This is a genomic window from Guyparkeria sp. TX1 (assembly GCF_046523965.1).
Taxonomy (GTDB): Bacteria; Pseudomonadota; Gammaproteobacteria; order Halothiobacillales; family Halothiobacillaceae; genus Guyparkeria.
On sequence record NZ_CP144142.1, the window covers coordinates 1,945,915 to 1,964,363 of the forward strand.

15 protein-coding genes are annotated in these 18,449 nt (G+C 65.1%); 5 read left to right on the top strand and 10 right to left on the bottom strand.

The features are described from left to right. Positions 1-20 precede the first annotated feature (20 nt). The 4 genes from VWP12_RS08985 to gatC all read right to left on the bottom strand — a co-directional run bounded on the left by VWP12_RS08985 (position 21) and on the right by gatC (position 4,358). Positions 21-986 (bottom strand): Hsp33 family molecular chaperone HslO, encoded by a 966-nt coding sequence (locus VWP12_RS08985; RefSeq protein WP_410473838.1) that lies wholly within the window; start codon positions 984-986, stop codon positions 21-23. Positions 987-1,026: 40 nt separating this feature from the next. Next, positions 1,027-2,496, bottom strand: coding sequence for an Asp-tRNA(Asn)/Glu-tRNA(Gln) amidotransferase subunit GatB (gatB, locus tag VWP12_RS08990; protein WP_410473839.1), 1,470 nt, complete (start codon positions 2,494-2,496; stop codon positions 1,027-1,029). A gap of 11 nt (positions 2,497-2,507) precedes the next feature. Continuing rightward, positions 2,508-3,917 carry an Asp-tRNA(Asn)/Glu-tRNA(Gln) amidotransferase subunit GatA gene (gatA, locus tag VWP12_RS08995; RefSeq protein WP_410474961.1) on the bottom strand — a complete coding sequence of 470 codons (1,410 nt, stop codon included), beginning with the start codon at positions 3,915-3,917 and terminating at the stop codon, positions 2,508-2,510. Between the two features lie 153 nt (positions 3,918-4,070). Continuing rightward, positions 4,071-4,358: an Asp-tRNA(Asn)/Glu-tRNA(Gln) amidotransferase subunit GatC gene (gene gatC, locus VWP12_RS09000; protein ID WP_410473840.1), complete on the bottom strand. Its 288-nt coding sequence runs from the start codon at positions 4,356-4,358 to the stop codon at positions 4,071-4,073. Between the two features lie 398 nt (positions 4,359-4,756). Here gatC and VWP12_RS09005 point away from each other — a divergent pair, with 398 nt between their 5' ends. Genes VWP12_RS09005 through mreD form a run of 3 tightly spaced genes read left to right on the top strand, consistent with a single transcriptional unit; the run spans position 4,757 to position 7,222 of the window. Further along, a complete protein-coding gene (locus tag VWP12_RS09005) occupies positions 4,757-5,794 on the top strand; it encodes a rod shape-determining protein (RefSeq protein ID WP_125198909.1) in 1,038 nt (345 codons plus the stop codon). An 11-nt stretch (positions 5,795-5,805) separates the two neighbouring features. After that, entirely contained in the window at positions 5,806-6,759 is a 954-nt protein-coding gene (mreC, locus tag VWP12_RS09010; RefSeq protein ID WP_410473841.1) for a rod shape-determining protein MreC, read from the top strand. Then, a complete protein-coding gene (mreD, locus tag VWP12_RS09015; RefSeq protein WP_410473842.1) occupies positions 6,749-7,222 on the top strand; it encodes a rod shape-determining protein MreD in 474 nt (157 codons plus the stop codon). Before mreC ends, mreD begins: the two co-directional genes overlap by 11 nt. 31 nt (positions 7,223-7,253) lie before the next feature. Here the strand turns inward: mreD and VWP12_RS09020 are convergent, their stop codons facing one another. Next, positions 7,254-7,616 (bottom strand): diacylglycerol kinase, encoded by a 363-nt coding sequence (locus VWP12_RS09020; protein ID WP_125198906.1) that lies wholly within the window; start codon positions 7,614-7,616, stop codon positions 7,254-7,256. 69 nt (positions 7,617-7,685) lie between these two features. After that, on the bottom strand, positions 7,686-8,066 hold the full coding sequence (gene gcvH, locus VWP12_RS09025) for a glycine cleavage system protein GcvH (protein WP_410473843.1): 381 nt from the start codon (positions 8,064-8,066) through the stop codon (positions 7,686-7,688). Between the two features lie 241 nt (positions 8,067-8,307). Between gcvH and VWP12_RS09030 the strand changes: the two genes are divergently transcribed. After that, positions 8,308-10,359, top strand: coding sequence for a TonB-dependent receptor domain-containing protein (locus VWP12_RS09030; protein WP_410473844.1), 2,052 nt, complete (start codon positions 8,308-8,310; stop codon positions 10,357-10,359). Positions 10,360-10,549: 190 nt separating this feature from the next. Here VWP12_RS09030 and VWP12_RS09035 read toward each other — a convergent pair whose 3' ends face one another. Then, entirely contained in the window at positions 10,550-11,521 is a 972-nt protein-coding gene (locus VWP12_RS09035) for a sigma-54 interaction domain-containing protein (RefSeq protein ID WP_410473845.1), read from the bottom strand. Between the two features lie 109 nt (positions 11,522-11,630). On the opposite strand from VWP12_RS09035, the gene VWP12_RS09040 reads away from it, so the two are divergent. After that, complete coding sequence (locus tag VWP12_RS09040) at positions 11,631-12,878, top strand: multifunctional CCA addition/repair protein (RefSeq protein WP_410473846.1); 1,248 nt, start codon at positions 11,631-11,633, stop codon at positions 12,876-12,878. A gap of 21 nt (positions 12,879-12,899) precedes the next feature. Here VWP12_RS09040 and VWP12_RS09045 read toward each other — a convergent pair whose 3' ends face one another. The 3 genes from VWP12_RS09045 to VWP12_RS09055 all read right to left on the bottom strand — a co-directional run bounded on the left by VWP12_RS09045 (position 12,900) and on the right by VWP12_RS09055 (position 18,360). Continuing rightward, on the bottom strand, positions 12,900-13,784 hold the full coding sequence (locus VWP12_RS09045) for an alpha/beta hydrolase (RefSeq protein ID WP_410473847.1): 885 nt from the start codon (positions 13,782-13,784) through the stop codon (positions 12,900-12,902). A 77-nt stretch (positions 13,785-13,861) separates the two neighbouring features. After that, positions 13,862-16,156 carry a 5-methyltetrahydropteroyltriglutamate--homocysteine S-methyltransferase gene (metE, locus tag VWP12_RS09050; protein WP_410473848.1) on the bottom strand — a complete coding sequence of 765 codons (2,295 nt, stop codon included), beginning with the start codon at positions 16,154-16,156 and terminating at the stop codon, positions 13,862-13,864. Between the two features lie 89 nt (positions 16,157-16,245). Further along, on the bottom strand, positions 16,246-18,360 hold the full coding sequence (locus VWP12_RS09055; protein ID WP_410473849.1) for a diguanylate cyclase: 2,115 nt from the start codon (positions 18,358-18,360) through the stop codon (positions 16,246-16,248). Between the last annotated feature and the right edge of the window lie 89 nt (positions 18,361-18,449).

An 18,449-nucleotide genomic window follows, 5' to 3' on the forward strand; every position in this document is an offset into this window, starting at 1 on the left:
AGTGCTCGACCACATCGGCGTCAGTGACGGGTGGACTCGGGCGGCTCGACGCTGTCGCTGGTGAGCAATTGCTCGACGTCGACCCGGTCGAAGCGGTACAGGCTGCCGCAGAAGTCGCAACGAATCTCGACCAGTCCCGGCGTCTCGTCACTATCGAGGGTCGCCTCGAGTTCCTCCCGGCCCAGGCTGGCAAGCATCTGGCCGACACCTTCGCGTGTACAGCCACAATTGAACGACACCCGCGACACGTCATGGATGCGCAGCGCTTCCTGGTGGAACAGCCGGTGCAGCAATTCCGGCGCGGAAACCTGACGCATCTCCGTACGACCCTGCTCGCCGACCAGGGTGTCCACGAGCTTGCCCACGTGTTCGAATTCGCGGGCGGCCGATCCGCTCGTGGGGACGATCCCACCGGTCTCGGGCATCTGCTGGATCAGCATGCCCGCAGTCACCTCGCCGTCGGCCGCCAGGACCAGCCGGGTCGGCAATTGCTCGGACTGCTGGAAATACCCCTCGATGGCATTTTCCAGACCGGCGCCGGCGATCGGCACGAGTGACTGGTAACGCGCGCCATCCTCGGGCTCGATCGTCAGCACCAATTGACCGCGCCCGAGCTGGTCCTCGAGATGCTCGCTCGCGCCCTCGAGCCGCTCGTCGTCCCACTTGGCCATGCAGCGAAAGCGTCGATCTGAGGTCACCTGCACCACCAGCAAATTGATCGGACCGCGGCCCGCAAACTGCAGCACGAGGCGCCCCTCGAACTTGAGGCTGGCAACCATCAACACGGCCCCGGCGACGGCTTGTCCCAGAAGACTCGCCACCGCCGGCGGGTAATCATGGTTTTCGATCGCCGCCTGCCAGGTGGGCTCCAGGCGCAGGGAAACCCCGCGCACCCGCCCATCCTCGAAGGAAAAGCGGAACAGCTCATCGCCCTGCGGCAGGCTTTGCCAGTCGATCGATTCCGACTTGCCGGTTATCTCGCTCATGGGATTCCCCCGGTTGCTGCGCGACGGTTCAGTGGCCCTTTCAGTCACCACCGAGGCGGCGTTTGAGCACCTCGTTGACCGCCTGCGGGTTGGCCTTGCCCTTGGCCGCCTTCATCACCTGGCCGACGAAGAAGCCGAACAGCTTGTCCTTGCCGCCACGATAGGCCTCGACCTGGCCCGGGTTGGCCTCGATCACCTCGTCGACCATCGCCTCGATCGCCCCGGTGTCCGAGATCTGCTTGAGGCCACGTGCCTCGATGATCTCGTCGACCGAGCCGCCCTGCTCGGCCAGAGCCTCGAACACCTCGCGGCCGAGCTTGTTCGATAGCGTGCCGTCGGCAATCCGCTCGAGCAGATCAGCCAGTTTCTCGGCTGGGACCGGACATTCGCCGATCTCGCACTCGAGCCGGTTCAAGAGCGCGGCGACCTCGCCCATCACCCAGTTGGCGGCCAGCTTGGCGTCACTGTCCTCACGGGCGATGACGGCCTCGAAGTATTCCGCCGTGGCGCGACTCGAGGTGAGCACACCGGCATCGTAGGCGCTCAGTCCGTACTCGGACTGGTAGCGTTCGGCCTTGGCATCCGGTAGCTCAGGCAGCTCGGCACGCCAGGACTCGACGGTCTCGTCATCGACAACCACCGGCAGCAGGTCCGGGCAGGGGAAGTAGCGGTAATCGTCTGCCTCTTCCTTGGTCCGCATCAGGCGGGTCTCGTCGCGGTCCGGGTCGTACAGGCGGGTGGCCTGGACCACCTCGCCGCCGGTCTCGAGCAGGTCGACCTGGCGCTCGATCTCGAACTCGATCGCGCGCTGGAGGAAGCGGAACGAGTTGACGTTCTTGATCTCGGTACGCGTACCGAGCGCCTCGTCACCCTCGGGGCGCACGGAGACATTGGCATCCACCCGGAACGAACCTTCCTGCATGTTGCCGTCACAGATGCCCAGGTACTGGACGATCGCATGCACCTTGCGGGCGTAGGCCACCGCCTGCTCGGGGTTGCGCATGTCCGGCTCGGAGACGATCTCGATCAGGGGCGTGCCGGCACGGTTGAGATCGATACCCGTCATGCCGTGGAAATCCTCGTGCAACGACTTGCCGGCATCTTCCTCGAGGTGAGCGCGCGTCACGCGGATGGTGTGTTCCTTCGCCTGCTTGCCCTCGCCGGTGGTCACCGTCACCGCACCGCCGACGACGATCGGTCGCGCCAGCTGCGTGGTCTGGTAGCCCTTGGGCAGGTCCGGGTAGAAGTAGTTCTTGCGGTCGAAACTCGAGACCCGGGATATCTCGGCGTCGATGGCCAGACCGAACAGCGAGGCCATGCGTACCGCGCCCTCGTTGAGCACGGGCAGCACGCCCGGCAAGCCAAGATCGACGGCACAGGCCTGCGCATTGGGCTCGGCGCCGAAGGCGGTCGATGCGCCAGAGAAAATCTTGGAACGGGTGGCCAGCTGGGCGTGGATCTCCAGACCGATGACCACTTCCCAGCCCGAAGGGATTGCGAATTGACTCATTAGTGCTGTCCTTACCCTTCGCGGTTGTCGTTGGCGGAGTCGGCAGCCATGGACGGCATGCGCTCGTGCCAGTCCACGCGCTGCTGATACTGATGCGCGACGTTGAGCAGGCGCGCCTCGTCGAAGTGCCGACCGATCAACTGCAGGCCGACCGGACGCCCCTCGACGAAACCGGCCGGTACCGACATGCCGGGCAGGCCGGCGAGATTCACCGGGATCGTGAAGATGTCCTCCAGGTACATCTTGGCCGGATCGGCGCTGTGCGCGCCGCGGTCGAAGGCCGGGGTAGGCGTCACCGGACCGGCAATCACGTCGCATTGCTCGAAGGCGCGTTGGAAGTGGTCGGTCACGAGGCGACGGGCCTTCTGCGCGCGACGATAGAACGCGTCGTAGTAGCCTGCCGAGAGCGCATAGGTGCCGACCAGGATGCGACGCTTGACCTCCGAGCCGAAGCCCTCCGAGCGTGTCCGCTCGTAGAGATCCTGCAGGTCCTTGGGGTCCTCGCAGCGGTAGCCGAAGCGCACGCCGTCGAACCGCGACAGGTTGGAGGACGCCTCGGCGGGCGCGAGCAGGTAATAGGCGGCCAGCGCGATGTCGGCGTCCGGCAGGTCGATCTCGACGGTTTCGGCACCGGCGGCGCGCAACTCGTCGATCGCCGCCGAGACGGCATCACCCACGGCCGGGTCCAGGGCATCCGAGAACCACTGTTTCGGAATGCCGACACGCAGGCCGTTGATCGACTCGTCCAGCCCGGCAACGTAATCCGGTACGGGGCGGTCGGCCGAGGTGGAATCGCGTTCGTCGAATCCGGCCATCTCGCCGAGCACCAGCGCGCAGTCCGCGGCGGATTTCGCGATCACACCGCCCTGATCGAAGCTCGAGGCATAGGCGATCATCCCGTAGCGAGATACCCGCCCATAGGTCGGCTTGATGCCGGTCACGCCGCAGAAGGCCGCCGGCTGACGAATCGAACCACCGGTGTCGGTACCGGTGGCAAACGGCACGAGTCGCGCGGCGACCGCCGCGGCCGAACCGCCCGACGAACCACCCGGCACGGCGTTGGCATCCCAGGGGTTGGCCACCGCACCGAAGTGACTGTTCTCGTTGGACGAGCCCATAGCGAACTCGTCCATGTTTGCCTTGCCCAGCAGCACCGCCCCGCTTTCAGTCAAACGCTCATGGACGGTTGAATCGTAGGGCGCGACCCAGTCGGCGAGCATCCGTGAGCCGCAGGTCGTGCGCGTACCCTTGGCACAGAAGATGTCCTTGTGGACATAGGGGATGCCGGCGAGCCGACCGTTGGTCGATGCCGGATCGGCCGGCTCGACGCGACTGACCAGGCTATTGAGGGACGGATCGATCGTCTCGATGCGCTTAGCGAAGGCGGCCGCCAGATCGGCGGCCGTGTACTCGCCGGTCATCAGACCGTCGCGCAACTGGGCAATCGAGGCGTTGATAAGGGCGGCATCCCCGCCGCGGTGCTGTGTATCACTCGTGGGCACGAAAGGTGTTCCCCTTGCAGGCAATGTGGGCGTCGCTCAGAACATCGCCGGGCGGTGCCGGCGGGATACGGCTTACTCGATGACTTTTGGCACCAGGAAAAGCCCCTGTTCCTGGGCCGGCGCGCCTTCCATCAGGGTCTCGCGCTGGTCGGTCTCGGTAACCGAGTCGGGGCGCAGCCGCTGGACCTGGTCGAGCGGATGGGCCATCGGCTCGAGCTCGTTGAGCCTTGGGTCGTCCAGACGACTGGCCTGGTCGAGAATACCGTTGATATCCGAGCGCAGCGCCTCGATCCATTCCGGCTCGACGGCAATACGGGCGAGATGGGCCACGGTTTGCAACTGGTCATTGGTCAACGACATCGTCTCACCCCTCAAGGAACGTGGTTGGCGTGTCTATTTTGGTCTGCGGGTACCGTTCGCCCGCCAAATTCGGCGGGAACCCACCGACAAATGCCTTGTCTAATGGTGCCTGCCGGGAGGCGGAAATTCCGGCGGAAGCCTACCACAGCCGCGCCTGCCTGCCGAGTCCGGCACTTGCCTGAACGCGCGCATGTTGCTACCTTAACCGCTTATTTTTCGCGGCACCGCGGCGACGGTTTCCGACCGCTCACCGGGCGGAAGACCCCTGCCACAGCAGCCGAGTCGGACCGCGTAAACAGGAAAGGACTCAGGCAATGCCGCTCCGCCGCGGCATTGCGACAATGGACCGCCCCACCGGTCCGACCACATACAGCAGACATCATTCGGTTATAACCCCCATGTTCAAAGGCTTCCGCGGAATTTTCTCCACCGACCTGTCCATCGATCTGGGCACGGCAAACACGCTGATCTACGTCTCCGGCAAGGGCATCGTCCTCGACGAACCCTCGGTGGTCGCCCTGCGGAACGATGGCGGGCAGACCGTGATCCAGGCCTACGGCAACGAGGCCAAGCAGATGGTCGGCCGGACGCCGAAATCGATCCACGCCGTGCGCCCGCTGCGTGATGGCGTGATCGCCGACTTCCACGTCACCGAGAAGATGCTGCAGCACTTCATCAAGAAGGTGCATTCCTCGCACTGGTTCCGCCCCAGCCCGCGCGTGCTGGTCTGCGTGCCGGTCGGCGCGACCCAGGTCGAGCGCCGCGCGATCCGTGAATCCGTTCTTTCCGCCGGCGCCCGCCGCGCCTTCATCATCGAGGAGCCAATGGCGGCCGCGATCGGTGCCGGTGTCGACGTCGACGAGCCGCGCGGCTCGATGGTGGTCGACATCGGTGGCGGCACGTCCGAGGTGGGCGTCATCTCGCTCGACGGCATCGTCTACTCGTCTTCCGTGCGCATCGGCGGCGACAAGTTCGACGAATCGATCATCGCCTTCGTCCGCCGGCACTACGGCATCCTGATCGGCGAGGCGACTGCCGAGCGGATTAAGAAGGAAATCGGCTCGGCCTACCCGGGCAAGGAACTGCGCGAGATCGACGTCAAGGGCCGCAACCTCGCCGAGGGCGTGCCGCGCAGCTTCACGCTCAACTCCAACGAGATCCTAGAGGCGCTGCAGGAGCCGCTGTTCGGCATCGTTCAAGCCGTGCGCGCCGCCCTCGAGCAGACGCCGCCGGAACTGGGCGCCGACATCGCCGATCGCGGCATTGTCCTGACCGGCGGCGGTGCGCTGCTGCGTGACCTGGACAAACTGGTCATGGAAGAGACCGGACTCCCGGTCGTGGTTGCCGAAAACCCGCTCACCTGCGTGGCACGGGGCGGCGGCAAGGTCCTCGAACTGATCGACCAGCGCAACAACACTCTCTTCGCTGACGAGTAACGGCGCCGGTCATGGCGCTTTTCGATTCCCACCGTCCCGGATTCAACCTGCTCCTGGTGCTGGTGGTGATCTCGATTGCCCTGATGAGCCTCGACCGAATCGGCACCCGCTGGGTTAGTCAGCTCGATCAGGGACTGGGCGGTGCCACCGACGGCATCGTCAAGGCCATTCACCAACCGGTGGTGGTGTCCCGCGGCATCGGCCAATGGTTCGTCGAACGCCGCGAACTCCATGCAGAAGTCGACCGTTTGCGCGACGAGAACACGCTGCTCCGGGGCCAGATGCAGCAGTTCGTCGCCTTGCAGCGCGAAGTCGACGAACTACGCGCCATGCTCAATGGAGAGGCCAGCGCCATCCCCGGCGTGCTGCTTGCCCGACGCGTCGGACATCCTCCTAGCCTGCAGGGCAATCTCTTCACGATCGGTCGTGGTCACGGCGATGACGTCCGCCCCGGTGACCCGGTCATCGATGCCCACGGAGTCGTCGGCCAGATTCTGCGCAGCACGCGTAGCGGTGCGACCGTCATCCAACTGAACTCACGCGACCACATGCTCTCGGTCCTACTCGGCGATACCGGCCGCACCGCTCTGCTCCGTGGCACCGGTAACCGCCAGATGATTGCCGAGCGTGTGCCCGAGCGCACCACGATCGAACCAGGCGATCTGCTGACCACCTCCGGTATCGACACCGCCTTCCCGCGTGGCTACCCGGTCGCGCGTGTCACCTCCATCGAGATGGACGAGGCCCAGGGTTTTATCCGGCTGATCGCCGAGCCAGTCGCCGATCTCGAGCGCCTCGATCATGTCTTGGTGATCACCGAGGCACCGGACGCACCAGACGACTCGGGGTCGGAGTCGCATACCGCCCTGGAGCAACCAACGATCACACCACCCGCCGATAGCGCCGCCGACGAGTCCACGCCACCAGATGCCACGCCGGCCACGGGAGCGACCGATGACGACTAGCTGGTTCGCCATCATCCTGACGAGCATCGCGGCACTGGCACTAACCCTGCTGCCCCTGCCCGCGACGATGCAGCTGCACAACCCGCAATGGCTGCTTCTCACGATAATCTTCTGGTCGCTCTACCGCCCGGCGCAAGCGGGAATGATCTATGCCTGGATCGCCGGGCTGATGCTCGACGTGGCGACCAATGGCCTGTTGGGTCTCAATGCCCTGCTGTTCACGATGACGGCGTTCCTCGTCCTGTCGTTGCGACAGCGACTTGGCGTAGCGCCCCTGCTCTCTCAGGCGCTTCTGATTGCGGGCTTCACCCTGGTCTACCTGATGGTGGCGCTGTGGGTGGAAGGCGTGGCCACCGACCTGGTGTCCATGGCCACCTACTTGTCGCGTGCGCTCAGTAACCTGGCGGCATGGCCCGTGGTGTTCTTCCTGTTCAGCCGACTGGCACGCATCTCGGAGCGCTAGCCGGACCCACGGCGTGGCTCCTGCGACATGCTCAGTCGAACAACAGCACTCCCCAGACCACCGCGGCAATCACGATCGCCATCAACACGGCCGCCGATCCGACATCCTTGGCCCGCCCCGACAGCTTGTGTGGATCGGGACCGATGCGATCGACCACCGCCTCGATTCCGGTGTTGACCAACTCCACCATCAGCACCTGGAGCACCACCGCAATCAAGACGGCTCGCTCCAGCGCACTCTCGCCGACGAACCATGCCACCGGCACGGCTACCATGGCGACCACGACTTCCTGCCGGAAGGCCTCTTCCTTGCGCCAGGCCGCTCGTAAACCCTGCAGGGAATAACGCAGGGCGTACCAGACGCGCCTCAAGCCGTAGTTCTGTGCGGACGCCATCGGTTCCTCTCTCGGCTCAGGGGCGAGCGGACCGTCGACAACGGCTCGCCGGACCCGCGGCAACGTCGGTCAGTCGGTGGACTCGAGCATGCGGCCGTATTCGTCGGGGCTCATCCACTCGGCCGGCTCGCCCTCCATGCGGATTTTCAGGATCCAGCCCTCGTCGAGCGGATCGTCGTTGACCAGTTCCGGGCTGTCCTCAAGCGCCTCGTTGACCTCGAGCACCTCGCCGTCGACCGGGCAGAGCACGTCTGACGCCGCCTTGACCGACTCGAGCGTCGCACAGGGCGCGCCCTCGGAGACCGCCTGCCCCACGTCCGGCAGATCGGCGAACACCACGTCGCCCAGCATTTCCTGGCCCTGCTCGGTCACCCCCACCGTAATCACGTCGTCTTCGACCGTATACCACTCGTGGGTTTCGCCGTAGCGCCGATCCTGCAGAATTTCCATGGGCGACTCCTTCGTCGGGTAAAGCGGGTAAACAGGCCCGCGATTCTGGCACAAACCGCCAACCTTCTCGATTATCCCCATGCGCCCCACTGCGGCAAATGCCACACGGATTGCGGCATCTGCCACGCTCGAGGGATCGTCTGCAATGACAAATCAATAGCTTGCCGATGGCCCGTTTCCTGCTGTGTAGGGCGTCAACACGCCACCGCCAACCTACAACACAGTGAGGAACGATTCCCGCATGACTGCCGCTTGCCCGCACCGCCGCCCCACCCGCCTGCACACCGCCATTCTCGCCAGCGTGGCCACGATGGCAGCCGGCACCCAGACTGCCGCCGCTGAGGGGCTGGACACGATCCTGATTACCGCCCCCGAACCGGTATCGATCGACCAACCGGTCACGCTGACGGCCGAGGACACGGCACCTCGCGCCGACCTGGCTGAGGTGCTTCGCGAGATCAGCGGTGTCAACGCCGGACGCATGTCCGGGCATGGCCTCGATCCGATTATCCGCGGGCAGCGTGAACACCAACTCAACGTACTGCTCGACGGGGCGGGGATCGCCAATGCCTGCCCGAACCGCATGGACCCACCCACCAGCTTCGGCAACCTAGCCGGCTACGACGAGGTCGAGGTACGCAAGGGCGTGACCACCCTCACCCGTGGCCCGGGTGGCAGTGGCGGCAGCATCGATCTCACCCGCAACACCTTCGAGCGCGCCGCCGAGGTCGGCATGCAGTCACGCTTCGGTTTCGCCACCAGCAGCAACGGCCTGACCGATCAGAGCAGCGCCGACGTACTGATGAGCAACGGCCAGGCCTACGGCCGCGTGATCGGCCAGATTGCCAACGGCGAGAACTACGAGGACGGCGACGGCAACGAGGTGCCCTCGTCGTTCAAGCAGCGCAGCGGCACGATCATCGGTGGCTACCGCGTCTCCGATGTGACCGGCATCGAGGTGTCCATCGACCGCAACCGCATGCTCGACACCCGCTACGCCGGCACCGGCATGGATTCGATATTCGACAATGCCACCATCTACCGCCTCGACGGCCGACTGGGGGATATCGAAGGCCCGGTCGACGCGGTGCGCCTGGAGGTCTCACGCGCCAATGTCGACCACCTGATGGATAACTACAGCCTGCGTGAGCTGGCCGCCGCGATGCCGATGGACGCGCCGGCGGAGTCGCACACCACGACCGCCCGACTGACGGCGTCATCACGCAGCAACCAAATCGAGATCGACTACGGCCTCGATTTCCAGCGGGTGGAGCAAGATGCACAGGCGATCAACGCAATGACCGACATGCTTATCTTCCGCCAGTGGCCGGATGGCCAGACGGACCAAGTGGGGGCATTTTTGCAAGGCGACTGGCAACTCGATGACGACAACTCCCTGCGCGCCGGGCTGCGGATGGATCGCTTCGAGAGCGAGATCGATACCAGTCTCGACAAGAGCATCGCCACGAACATGATGGTGCCAGCCGACATCAGAGAGTCCGCCCGCGAGGCGAAGAGCGACACGGAAATTAGCGCCCTGCTTCGCTACAAACATTCCTTTGACTCGAACCTCTCCGGTCACGTCGGCATCAGCCGTACCGCGGTCGCGCCCAACCTGACCCAGAAGTACATCACCTTATTGATGAACGGCATGCTGGCGAAGATGGGCAACCCGGATCTGGAGCCCGAAATCCATCACCAGATCGAGGGCGGCCTGTCATGGCAGAACGAGCGGCTCGTGACGAGCGCCAACCTGTATGTCGATCAGGTCGACGACTATGTCCTGCAGGACCGAGAGATCGCGGGCTTGATGCCGATGAGCACGAGCTTCCGCAATGTCGACGCCCGCCTATACGGCGGCGAACTCGACCTGCGGTATGCCGTGACCGACTGGCTGGCGACCGAGGCACAATTGGCCTTTGTGCGTGGACGCAACACCAGCGACTCGCGCGACCTGCCGCAGATCCCGCCGCTGTCGGGCAACCTCGGGGTGCGCGCCGAACGAGGGGCGCTGGATGGCGCCGTGGTCCTACGCTGGGCGGGTCGCGCCGAGGCCATCGACGAACAGAGCGGACTGGACACCACAGAGACGGCCGGGTATGCCGTGCTCGACCTCAACGCGGGCTACGACATCACCCGTAACTGGCGAATGGAAGCCGGAGTCGACAACGTCTTCGACCGGACTTATGCCCAGCACGTCAACCGGGCCTATAGCGGGGCATTTGGTGATCCGACCAGCCGAATCAACGAGCCGGGACGCACGGTCTGGGCACGCCTCACCGCCACGTTCTGATCACTTTCCCACCTCCAGACTGCCACGCCTCGACGTGGCCTTGCGGCAGCCCCAGGCTGCCGTTTTTTTTGGACAACCACCGGAACATGGACACCAACAACCAATACCAATGCGACTAAAGCAAAGGCCCCGTCTCGGGCAATGCCAAAACGGGGCCTAAAGGTTCAGGGACAGGCGGATTCGTCAGTCACTATTCGATGGCAAACTTCTTCAGACGATAGAGAAACGTGTCACGCGAGAGGTGCAGCAGGCGAGCGGCGTGCGACTTGTTGCCGCCGGTATGGGCCAGGGCCTGACGCAGGAGATCGCTCTCGACGGCCTCGAGATCGACGCCGCCTTCCGGCAGCACGAACCCCGGAGCAAGTGGACCACCGCATTCGCTCTGCGCCGCGGATCGCATCGCCGTCGGCAATGCCTCGACGTCGACCACGCCGCCCGCGTGGAAGATCACCAGCCGCTCGGCCAGCTGCTTGAGCTCGCGAACATTGCCCGGCCAGCGGTAACGACGCAACACCCCGGTAGCGCGTGCCGTCAGACGAGGTATCGCCACCTCATTGCGAGCGGCGTTTTCTTCCAGGAAACGAGCGAACAACCAGTCGACGTCACCCTGACGGTCACGCAGCGGCAACAGCTCGACCGGCACGCCGGCCAGGCGAAAATAGAGGTCGGCTCGGAATTCACCCGCCTCGACCATGCCGGCGAGATCCCGGTGAGTCGCCGCCACCACGCGCAGGTCAACCCGACGCGTGCCGGTCTCCCCCACGGCGCGCGTCTCGCCGTTTTCCAGAAGCCGCAGCAGTTTTGACTGCAGGCCCAATGGCAGCTCGCCCAGCTCGTCGAGAAACAGCGTGCCACCGTCGGCCTGGTCGACCAGTCCCGCCTGGTCGGCCAGCGCCCCGGTGAACGCCCCGCGACGGTGACCGAACAGGGTCGATTCGGCCAGCTCGTCGGGGATGGTCGCGCAATTGACTGTGACCAATGGACGAGCGGCACGCGGCGAGCCGGCATGGATCGCGCGCGCAGCCAGCTCCTTGCCGGTGCCGGTCTCACCCGTGATCAGCACCGTCGCCTCGGTCGCCGCGACCAGACCGATGCTGCGCAGCGTGGACTCGAAACGTGGCGACTGGCTCTGCAATGCCTCAAGATAGGGGTTCGCGTTCATGGCGATCTGTCCATAACGTGACGGGAATGGCGCCCAGTCTACCGCTACCGGCCGTCACGATAAAGCCAGTTTTGCCGCCCAAAACCTGACTCAATCACCCGGAGATACGATGTCCGATACGGTCACCGACAACCTCGAGTGCTACATCGTCGGCGGCGCCGTGCGTGACCAGTTGCTCGGCCGAAAAGTGGTCGACCACGACTGGGTGGTCGTCGGCGCCACGCCCGAGGAGATGCTCAGCCGTGGCTTTCGCCAGGTCGGTGCGGACTTTCCCGTGTTCCTCCACCCGGAGACCGGCGAGGAATACGCGCTGGCCCGCACCGAACGCAAGCAGGGACGCGGCTATCACGGCTTTGCGGTGCATGCCGCCCCGGAGGTCACCCTCGAGGATGATCTGGCCCGGCGCGACCTGACCATCAACGCCATGGCCATGCGTGAGAACGGCGAGGTGGTCGATCCGTTCGGTGGTCGCGAGGACCTAGAGGCCCGCCGGCTGCGCCACGTCGGCCCCGCCTTTGTAGAGGACCCGTTACGCGTGCTGCGCGTGGCGCGGTTCGCCGCCCAGCTGGGCGCTCATGGATTCGAGGTCGCCGAGTCGACTGCCTCGCTGATGCGCCAGATGAGTGCCAGCGGGGAGCTTGCCGATCTGGTTCCCGAGCGCGTCTGGGCGGAGACGGTCAAGGCACTGGGAACCGAACGACCCTCACGCTATTTCGCCGTACTCCACGAGGTCGACGCCCTGGTCGAGACGTTTCCCGAGGTCGAGGCGCTGTTCGGCGTGCCCCAGCCCAAGGAATACCACCCCGAGGTCGACACAGGGATCCACACCCTGCTCGTACTGGATACGGCAGCCGACCTGAGCGACTCGATCGGCGTGCGCTTTGCCGCGGTCTGCCACGACCTGGGCAAGGCACTGACGCCCCCGGAGGAATGGCCCCGTCATATTGGCCACGAACGACGCGGCGTCGAGCCGACACGGACCCTGTGCGAGCGCCTGCGCACCCCCAAGGCGATTCGCGAGCTGGCCCTGACCGTCACCGCCCAGCACGGCCGGATTCATCGCGCCCTGGAAATGCGTGACAGCACCCTGGTCGAACTCATCGACGAGCTCGACGCCCTGCGGCGCCCGGAGCGATTCGAGGACATCCTGACCGTCTGTCATGCCGACTCGCGCGGCAAGCCCGGCAAGGAATCGGTCGACTACCCGGAGGGGGACTGGCTACGCCGAGTGCGTGAGACGGTGGCCACGATTTCGCCCCAACCGCTGCTTGAACAGGGGATTCGGGGCAAGGCGCTGGGCGAGGCCCTCAGGCGCGAACGCATCCGGGCGGTCGCCGAACTGCCCCGCCCGCAGTAAGCACGTCGTGGACGCTGGACCTTACTCGCTCATTGCCTGCGCCGGCCCGGTCGGCGGCACCCGACCGAGAAACCGCGATACCGTCGACAGGACCTGGTCGTCGAAGGGGAATACGTTCGACAGGCTGACCACCACGCCGGCATGACGCAGATTGTCGACCCGCAACAGCTCGACGGGCACGCCGACCCGCTCCAGTCGTGCGGCCATCCGCTCGGTATTGCGTGGGTCGACCACCGGGTCATCCTCGCTGACCACCAGCAACGTCGGCGGCACTTCGCCGTCCACCCAGTTGATCGGCTGGCTCGACTCAAGTGGGTCGGCAGGCTCAAAGATGCGTTCGAGCTTGGCGTCATTCAGCGGCAGGAAATCATAGGGCCCGGCAAGACCCGCCCAGGACGTAACCCAGTCCCGCGCGCCGCCGACCGCCTCAAGGTAGCGATCGTCGGTCACCAGCATGGCCACGTTGTAGGCCCCCGCCGAATGCCCCATCAGTGACAGGCGCGCCGGATCGGCACCGTGATCGTGGGCATGCGCCCGTGCCCAGGCCACCGCACGGGCCGAGTCATACAGGAAATCGGGGTAGCGCACCTCGGGATAGACGCGATAGTCCGGAATCATCACGACGAATCCCCGACTGGCCAGCGTCCGACCAAGGAAGGCATAAGTGGAGCGATCCCCCGTCTGCCAGCTCCCGCCCCAGAAGAACACCACCAGCGGTGCCCCCTCTGCGTCGATGGGGCGATAGACATCCAGCGCGAGATCGCGCTCGTCATCGAAGACCACGTCATTGGTCACCGTGACCGAGTCACTGGGCGCGAGCGATTCGAGCACCTTCGCCCCGGAACACGCCGTCAGGTTCATGAGGGTGACCGTCGCGGCGGTGATTACGGTCAGAAATCGCTTCACAAGGTGGCTCCGGGGTGATGGGGCACTGTCTTCACGGTGCGCCGAGTGTAGACCCCGCCGCGCCGGCGTGGAGCGCTTTATTCGCGACGGCACTCGCGGCGCAGATCGCGCGCCGCATCGACCAGGTTTTTCAGCCCGGCCCTAACCTCCTCCCAGCCGCGCGTCTTGAGACCGCAGTCGGGGTTCACCCACAGCCGTTCCACCGGCACCCTGTCCAGTGCCAGCCGCAACCGGTCGCCAATCTCCGCCACGCTCGGCACCAAGGGAGAGTGGATGTCCCAAACGCCCGGGCCGATCTCGTTGGGGTATTCGAATTCGGCAAAAGCGTCCAACAGCTTCATGTTCGAACGCGTTGTCTCGATGGTGATCACGTCGGCATCCAACGCGGCGATCGCCGCGATGATGTCGTTGAACTCGCTATAGCACATGTGGGTGTGGATCTGGACGTCATCCGGCGCTACCGCGGTGGCGAAACGGAAGGCACGCACCGCCCAGTCGAGGTAGCCATCCCAACCGGCACGGCGCAGCGGCAGCCCCTCTCGAAATGCGGGCTCATCGACCTGGATTGCGGCGATGCCGGCGGCGCACAGGTCGGCGACCTCTTCGCGCAGCACCGCGGCAAGCTGATACGCGACCTCTTCACGGGACAGGTCATCGCGCACGAACGACCACGAGAGCATCGTGACCGGACCGGTCAGCATCCCCTTGACCGGCCGATCGGTGAGCGACTGCGCATACCGACTCCAGTCCACGGTCAGGGGACGGGGACGCGCCACGTCGCCCCAGATGATCGGCGGCTTGACGCAGCGCGAGCCGTAGGACTGCACCCAGCCGGTGCGGGTGAAGGCAAAGCCCTCGAGCTGCTGGCCGAAGTACTCGACCATGTCGTTGCGCTCGGGCTCGCCATGCACCAGCAGGTCCAGACCCAAGGTCTCCTGCTCGCGAACCGTGTCGGCGATCGCCACGCGCATCGCCTGCTCGTAGGCAGAAATATCGATTTCCCCGCGGCGATACGCGCGGCGTGTTGCCCGGATTTCGTCGGTCTGCGGGAACGAGCCGATGGTCGTGGTGGGCAGGATCGGCAGGTTCAATCGCGCCTGCTGCGCCTTCGCGCGATCGACATACGGACGAGCCCGTGCCGGCTCTTCGGCAAGCGATCGGGCCAACCGATCACGACGCTGCGCATCCCGACGGCCATTCAATGCCTCCAGCTGTTGCCGGGCCGTGATAGTCGCCTCGAGCGCTTCGGCGATCGCCTCGCGGCCCTCGGCCAAGCCACGCGCCAGCAATGACAGCTCGCCGAGCTTCTGTCGGGCAAAGCTCAGGTTTGCAGCCAACGCAGGCGGCAAATCGGTTTCCTCGCCGGCATCCAGCGGCAGGTGCAACAGCGAGCAGCTAGGGGCCAGCCACAGGCGCTCGCCCAGTCGCTCATGGAGTGGCTCAAGGCGATCGAGCAGTGCCGACAGATCTGCCCGCCAGATCGATCGGCCGTCCAGCACGCCCGCGGAGAGTACCTTGAATCCCGGCAATCGATCCGCGAGGGCCTCGAGGTCGTCCCCGGCAGATACATCCACGTGCACGCCATCCACGGGCAGGTTGGCCAACAAGGCCAGACGCCCATCCACCGGCGAGAAGTAACTCGCCAGCAGCAGGCGCAACCCAGGTGTCTTCAGGCGGTGATAGATCGGCTCGAATGCCGCCAGCCAGCCCGTTGGAAGGTCCAGCCCCAGGATCGGCTCATCGAGCTGGACCCACTCCGCCCCGAGAGCGGCAATCTCGCTCAATAGCGTGGCGTAGGCATCGGCCAGCTCCAGGGCGCGCTGCAGGCGTGCGTCGCGATCGACACCGGCGCTTAGCCAAAGGAAAGTCAGTGGGCCAATCAGCACCGGTTTGCTGGCCGGGTCATCGGCGAGCGATTCGCGAATCTGGCTCAGCAGCCGATCGGCATCGAGTCGGAACGGGCGCTGCGCATCCAGTTCGGGGACCAGGTAGTGGTAGTTCGTATCAAACCACTTGGTCATCGCCAACGGCGCGAGATTGCCCTGCTCGGACGGCTCCCCCCGAGCCAGGGCAAACAGCGAATCGAGATCGTTGGGCAGGTCGCCGAAGCGAGTAGGCGCTTGCCCGAACAGCAGGCAGAGGTCCGCCATGCCGTCGTAGAAGGTGAAATCAGCGCAGGCCGGTCGCCCTACGCCGGCCTCGCGGTACCACTGGTGTGAGTCGGCCCGCACCTGAAGTGCGGTTTGCTGCAACGCGTCGATGTCCGTTTCGCCGCGCCAATGGCGCTCCAGGGCCCACTTCAGGGCGCGGTCGCGCCCGATCCGGGGGAAACCCAGGGTGTGCGTGACGGGGTAGGTGCTCGCAACCGGCATGTCGATTCCTCTGTGTTTCGGGTGATGGATTCACCCTATCGGAATGCAACATGCATTTTTTGTCGCCTTATTCGACCATTAGATTAGTTTCATTCATTCTCAGGCGACCCCGGTGGGTTAACCAGGTCCCGATGGAAGACGACGGTGTCATCCTTGGTTTCCTTGGCGCGGTACATGGCGGCATCTGCCCGCCTCGTCAGGCCATCGAGGGTGTCGGCATCGTCGGGGAAGCGGGCAAAACCGATGGAGGCGCGAACGTGAACCAGCTGAGTGGTCCCATCGAGCATCATGGGTTCCCGCAGAGACTCGAGTAGTGAGTCGCCCAATCGAAGTACGTCCTCGTCGTTACGCACGCCGTAGAAGGCGATCACAAACTCGTCGCCCCCCAATCGGGCGACGATGTCCTCACCCCGACCGACGCCAGACAGACGCCGGGCGACCTCGCGCAACACCTGGTCACCAACGTGGTGCCCGAGGGTGTCGTTGATGGGTTTGAAACCGTTCAGATCGACAAAGGCCAAGGCAATACCCGTGCCCTCGCGAATCGCGTGCAGGCGCGCCTGCTCGAACCGCTCCTCGAGACCGGACCGGTTGAGCATGTCGGTCAACGGATCATGCAGGGCACGATGATGCATGGCCTGCATGCGGCGATGCCGGGTCGTGACATCGCTCAGCACGACGACGTAGCGACTCACGCGCTGGCGATCATCGCGGATCAGGTCCACCGACCAGCCCAGAACACGCTCCCGGCCATCCGGCAGCCGACAAGCCAGCTCCTCGCTCCAGCGGCCCCGCTGTCGAAGCCCACGCAGGCATGCCTCAAGGCGCCGCCGGCTTTTATCCAGCACCTCGGGGGTGGCCAACCGCTCGCCGACCAGGTCCTTGGAGGGCAAGCCCACCAGACGCTCGAAGGCCGGATTGACAGCCAGCACCCGGCGATGGCGATCCAGTATGACTATCGAGTCCCCAGCGCCTTCGAACACCGCTGTCGCCAGCCCTTCCAGCTGCTCGAAGGCCTGCCGATCCGACAAATCGGTCAGGGTGCCGACCAGACCTGCTTGCCCGTACGACGCCGCGGTTACCGGCTCGACCCGCACCTCGACCGGGGCTTCCACCCCGTCGCTTCGCATCACACGAGTCGTCAATACCACCCGATCTCGGCGGGAGGGACCGAATGGGACTTGCTCGGACTGATGCATCCGCTCGGTGGCCTCACGGATCGGCCGCCGCTCGTCCTCGGGGAACAGATTCAGCCACGGCGCCCCTATCATCCCCTGCGCAGGACGGCCGATCATGCGCTCATAGGCCGGACTGACATAGATCAACTGCCCCGCCCCATCCGTGCGGAATACCGCGTCACTGACGTTCGAGGTGACATCGCGCAGCAGGCGCTCGGAGTCGACCATCAGTCGTTGTTGCGCCTGCCAGCGGACGGCGAGCCACATCACCAGCAGCCCGGCCATCAGGGCCACGAGTTCGGCGATTCGAGTCAGCCAGGTGACCATCGTGCTTGGTTTGCTGGGCTGCATGGCGAGCTGCCATCGCCCGTCCAGGGCGATCACCGGTGTTCTCAGGGTATTTTCCTGACGGAAAATCTCGGGGTGACCGAGAAAAACCGCTCCTTCGGCTCCAAGGCCATCCATCCCACGCACGGCCAGCGTGCCTTCAGTCAGTTCGTCCGATACCCCGGCCGCTTCGAACAAGCGCATCACGTCGATCGGGGTGGAAACCACGCCCCAATACTCGTCTGCCCCGTCCTGATCGCGATCGAAATACACCGGAACCCGATGAATGACCGCGTAGCCGCCCTGAATCAGTTCGTAGGGGCCACCGAGCACCGGTTCGCCACTTTGCATGGCCCGGCGCAACGACACCCCCTGCACTGGATGGGCGGCGAGGTCCACGCCAATGGCGGCCTCGTTGCCTTCCAGCGGGATGCTGACCTGGATCACATTGTCCGGCGCAATGGCGATCGACCGGATGACGGGGGTCCGCTCGAGCATCCGATCGGCAACGGATCGCAGACTAGGTTCGTCCAGCCCGCGGTTGACCTCGATCATCGCCCCAACCCCGTCGGAGACGTTGGATGCCTGGTTGAGCTGGGATTCGATGCGAGTTCGGATCTGGGCCAGGTCGTCGAGGTCGGCCTGCAAGACGGCGGTTGTGAACTGCCGCTCAACCACCCAGATGGTCGCGAGCAACACGCCACTAACCACGAAGCCCGCCGCGAGGGGCGGAAGAATCCGTTTCAGCCGGACAAAAAGGGGCTGGGAACCGAAAGAGGTCGGCTCCG

Excerpts from the sequence above, each read along its gene's own strand:
- VWP12_RS08985 (WP_410473838.1), bottom strand. The coding sequence starts at position 986 with ATGAGCGAGATAACCGGCAAGTCGGAATCGATCGACTGGCAAAGCCTG.
- gatB (WP_410473839.1), bottom strand. The coding sequence starts at position 2,496 with ATGAGTCAATTCGCAATCCCTTCGGGCTGGGAAGTGGTCATCGGTCTG.
- gatA (WP_410474961.1), bottom strand. The coding sequence starts at position 3,917 with ATGACCGGCGAGTACACGGCCGCCGATCTGGCGGCCGCCTTCGCTAAG.
- gatC (WP_410473840.1), bottom strand. The coding sequence starts at position 4,358 with ATGTCGTTGACCAATGACCAGTTGCAAACCGTGGCCCATCTCGCCCGT.
- VWP12_RS09005 (WP_125198909.1), top strand. The coding sequence starts at position 4,757 with ATGTTCAAAGGCTTCCGCGGAATTTTCTCCACCGACCTGTCCATCGAT.
- mreC (WP_410473841.1), top strand. The coding sequence starts at position 5,806 with ATGGCGCTTTTCGATTCCCACCGTCCCGGATTCAACCTGCTCCTGGTG.
- mreD (WP_410473842.1), top strand. The coding sequence starts at position 6,749 with ATGACGACTAGCTGGTTCGCCATCATCCTGACGAGCATCGCGGCACTG.
- VWP12_RS09020 (WP_125198906.1), bottom strand. The coding sequence starts at position 7,616 with ATGGCGTCCGCACAGAACTACGGCTTGAGGCGCGTCTGGTACGCCCTG.
- gcvH (WP_410473843.1), bottom strand. The coding sequence starts at position 8,066 with ATGGAAATTCTGCAGGATCGGCGCTACGGCGAAACCCACGAGTGGTAT.
- VWP12_RS09030 (WP_410473844.1), top strand. The coding sequence starts at position 8,308 with ATGACTGCCGCTTGCCCGCACCGCCGCCCCACCCGCCTGCACACCGCC.
- VWP12_RS09035 (WP_410473845.1), bottom strand. The coding sequence starts at position 11,521 with ATGAACGCGAACCCCTATCTTGAGGCATTGCAGAGCCAGTCGCCACGT.
- VWP12_RS09040 (WP_410473846.1), top strand. The coding sequence starts at position 11,631 with ATGTCCGATACGGTCACCGACAACCTCGAGTGCTACATCGTCGGCGGC.
- metE (WP_410473848.1), bottom strand. The coding sequence starts at position 16,156 with ATGCCGGTTGCGAGCACCTACCCCGTCACGCACACCCTGGGTTTCCCC.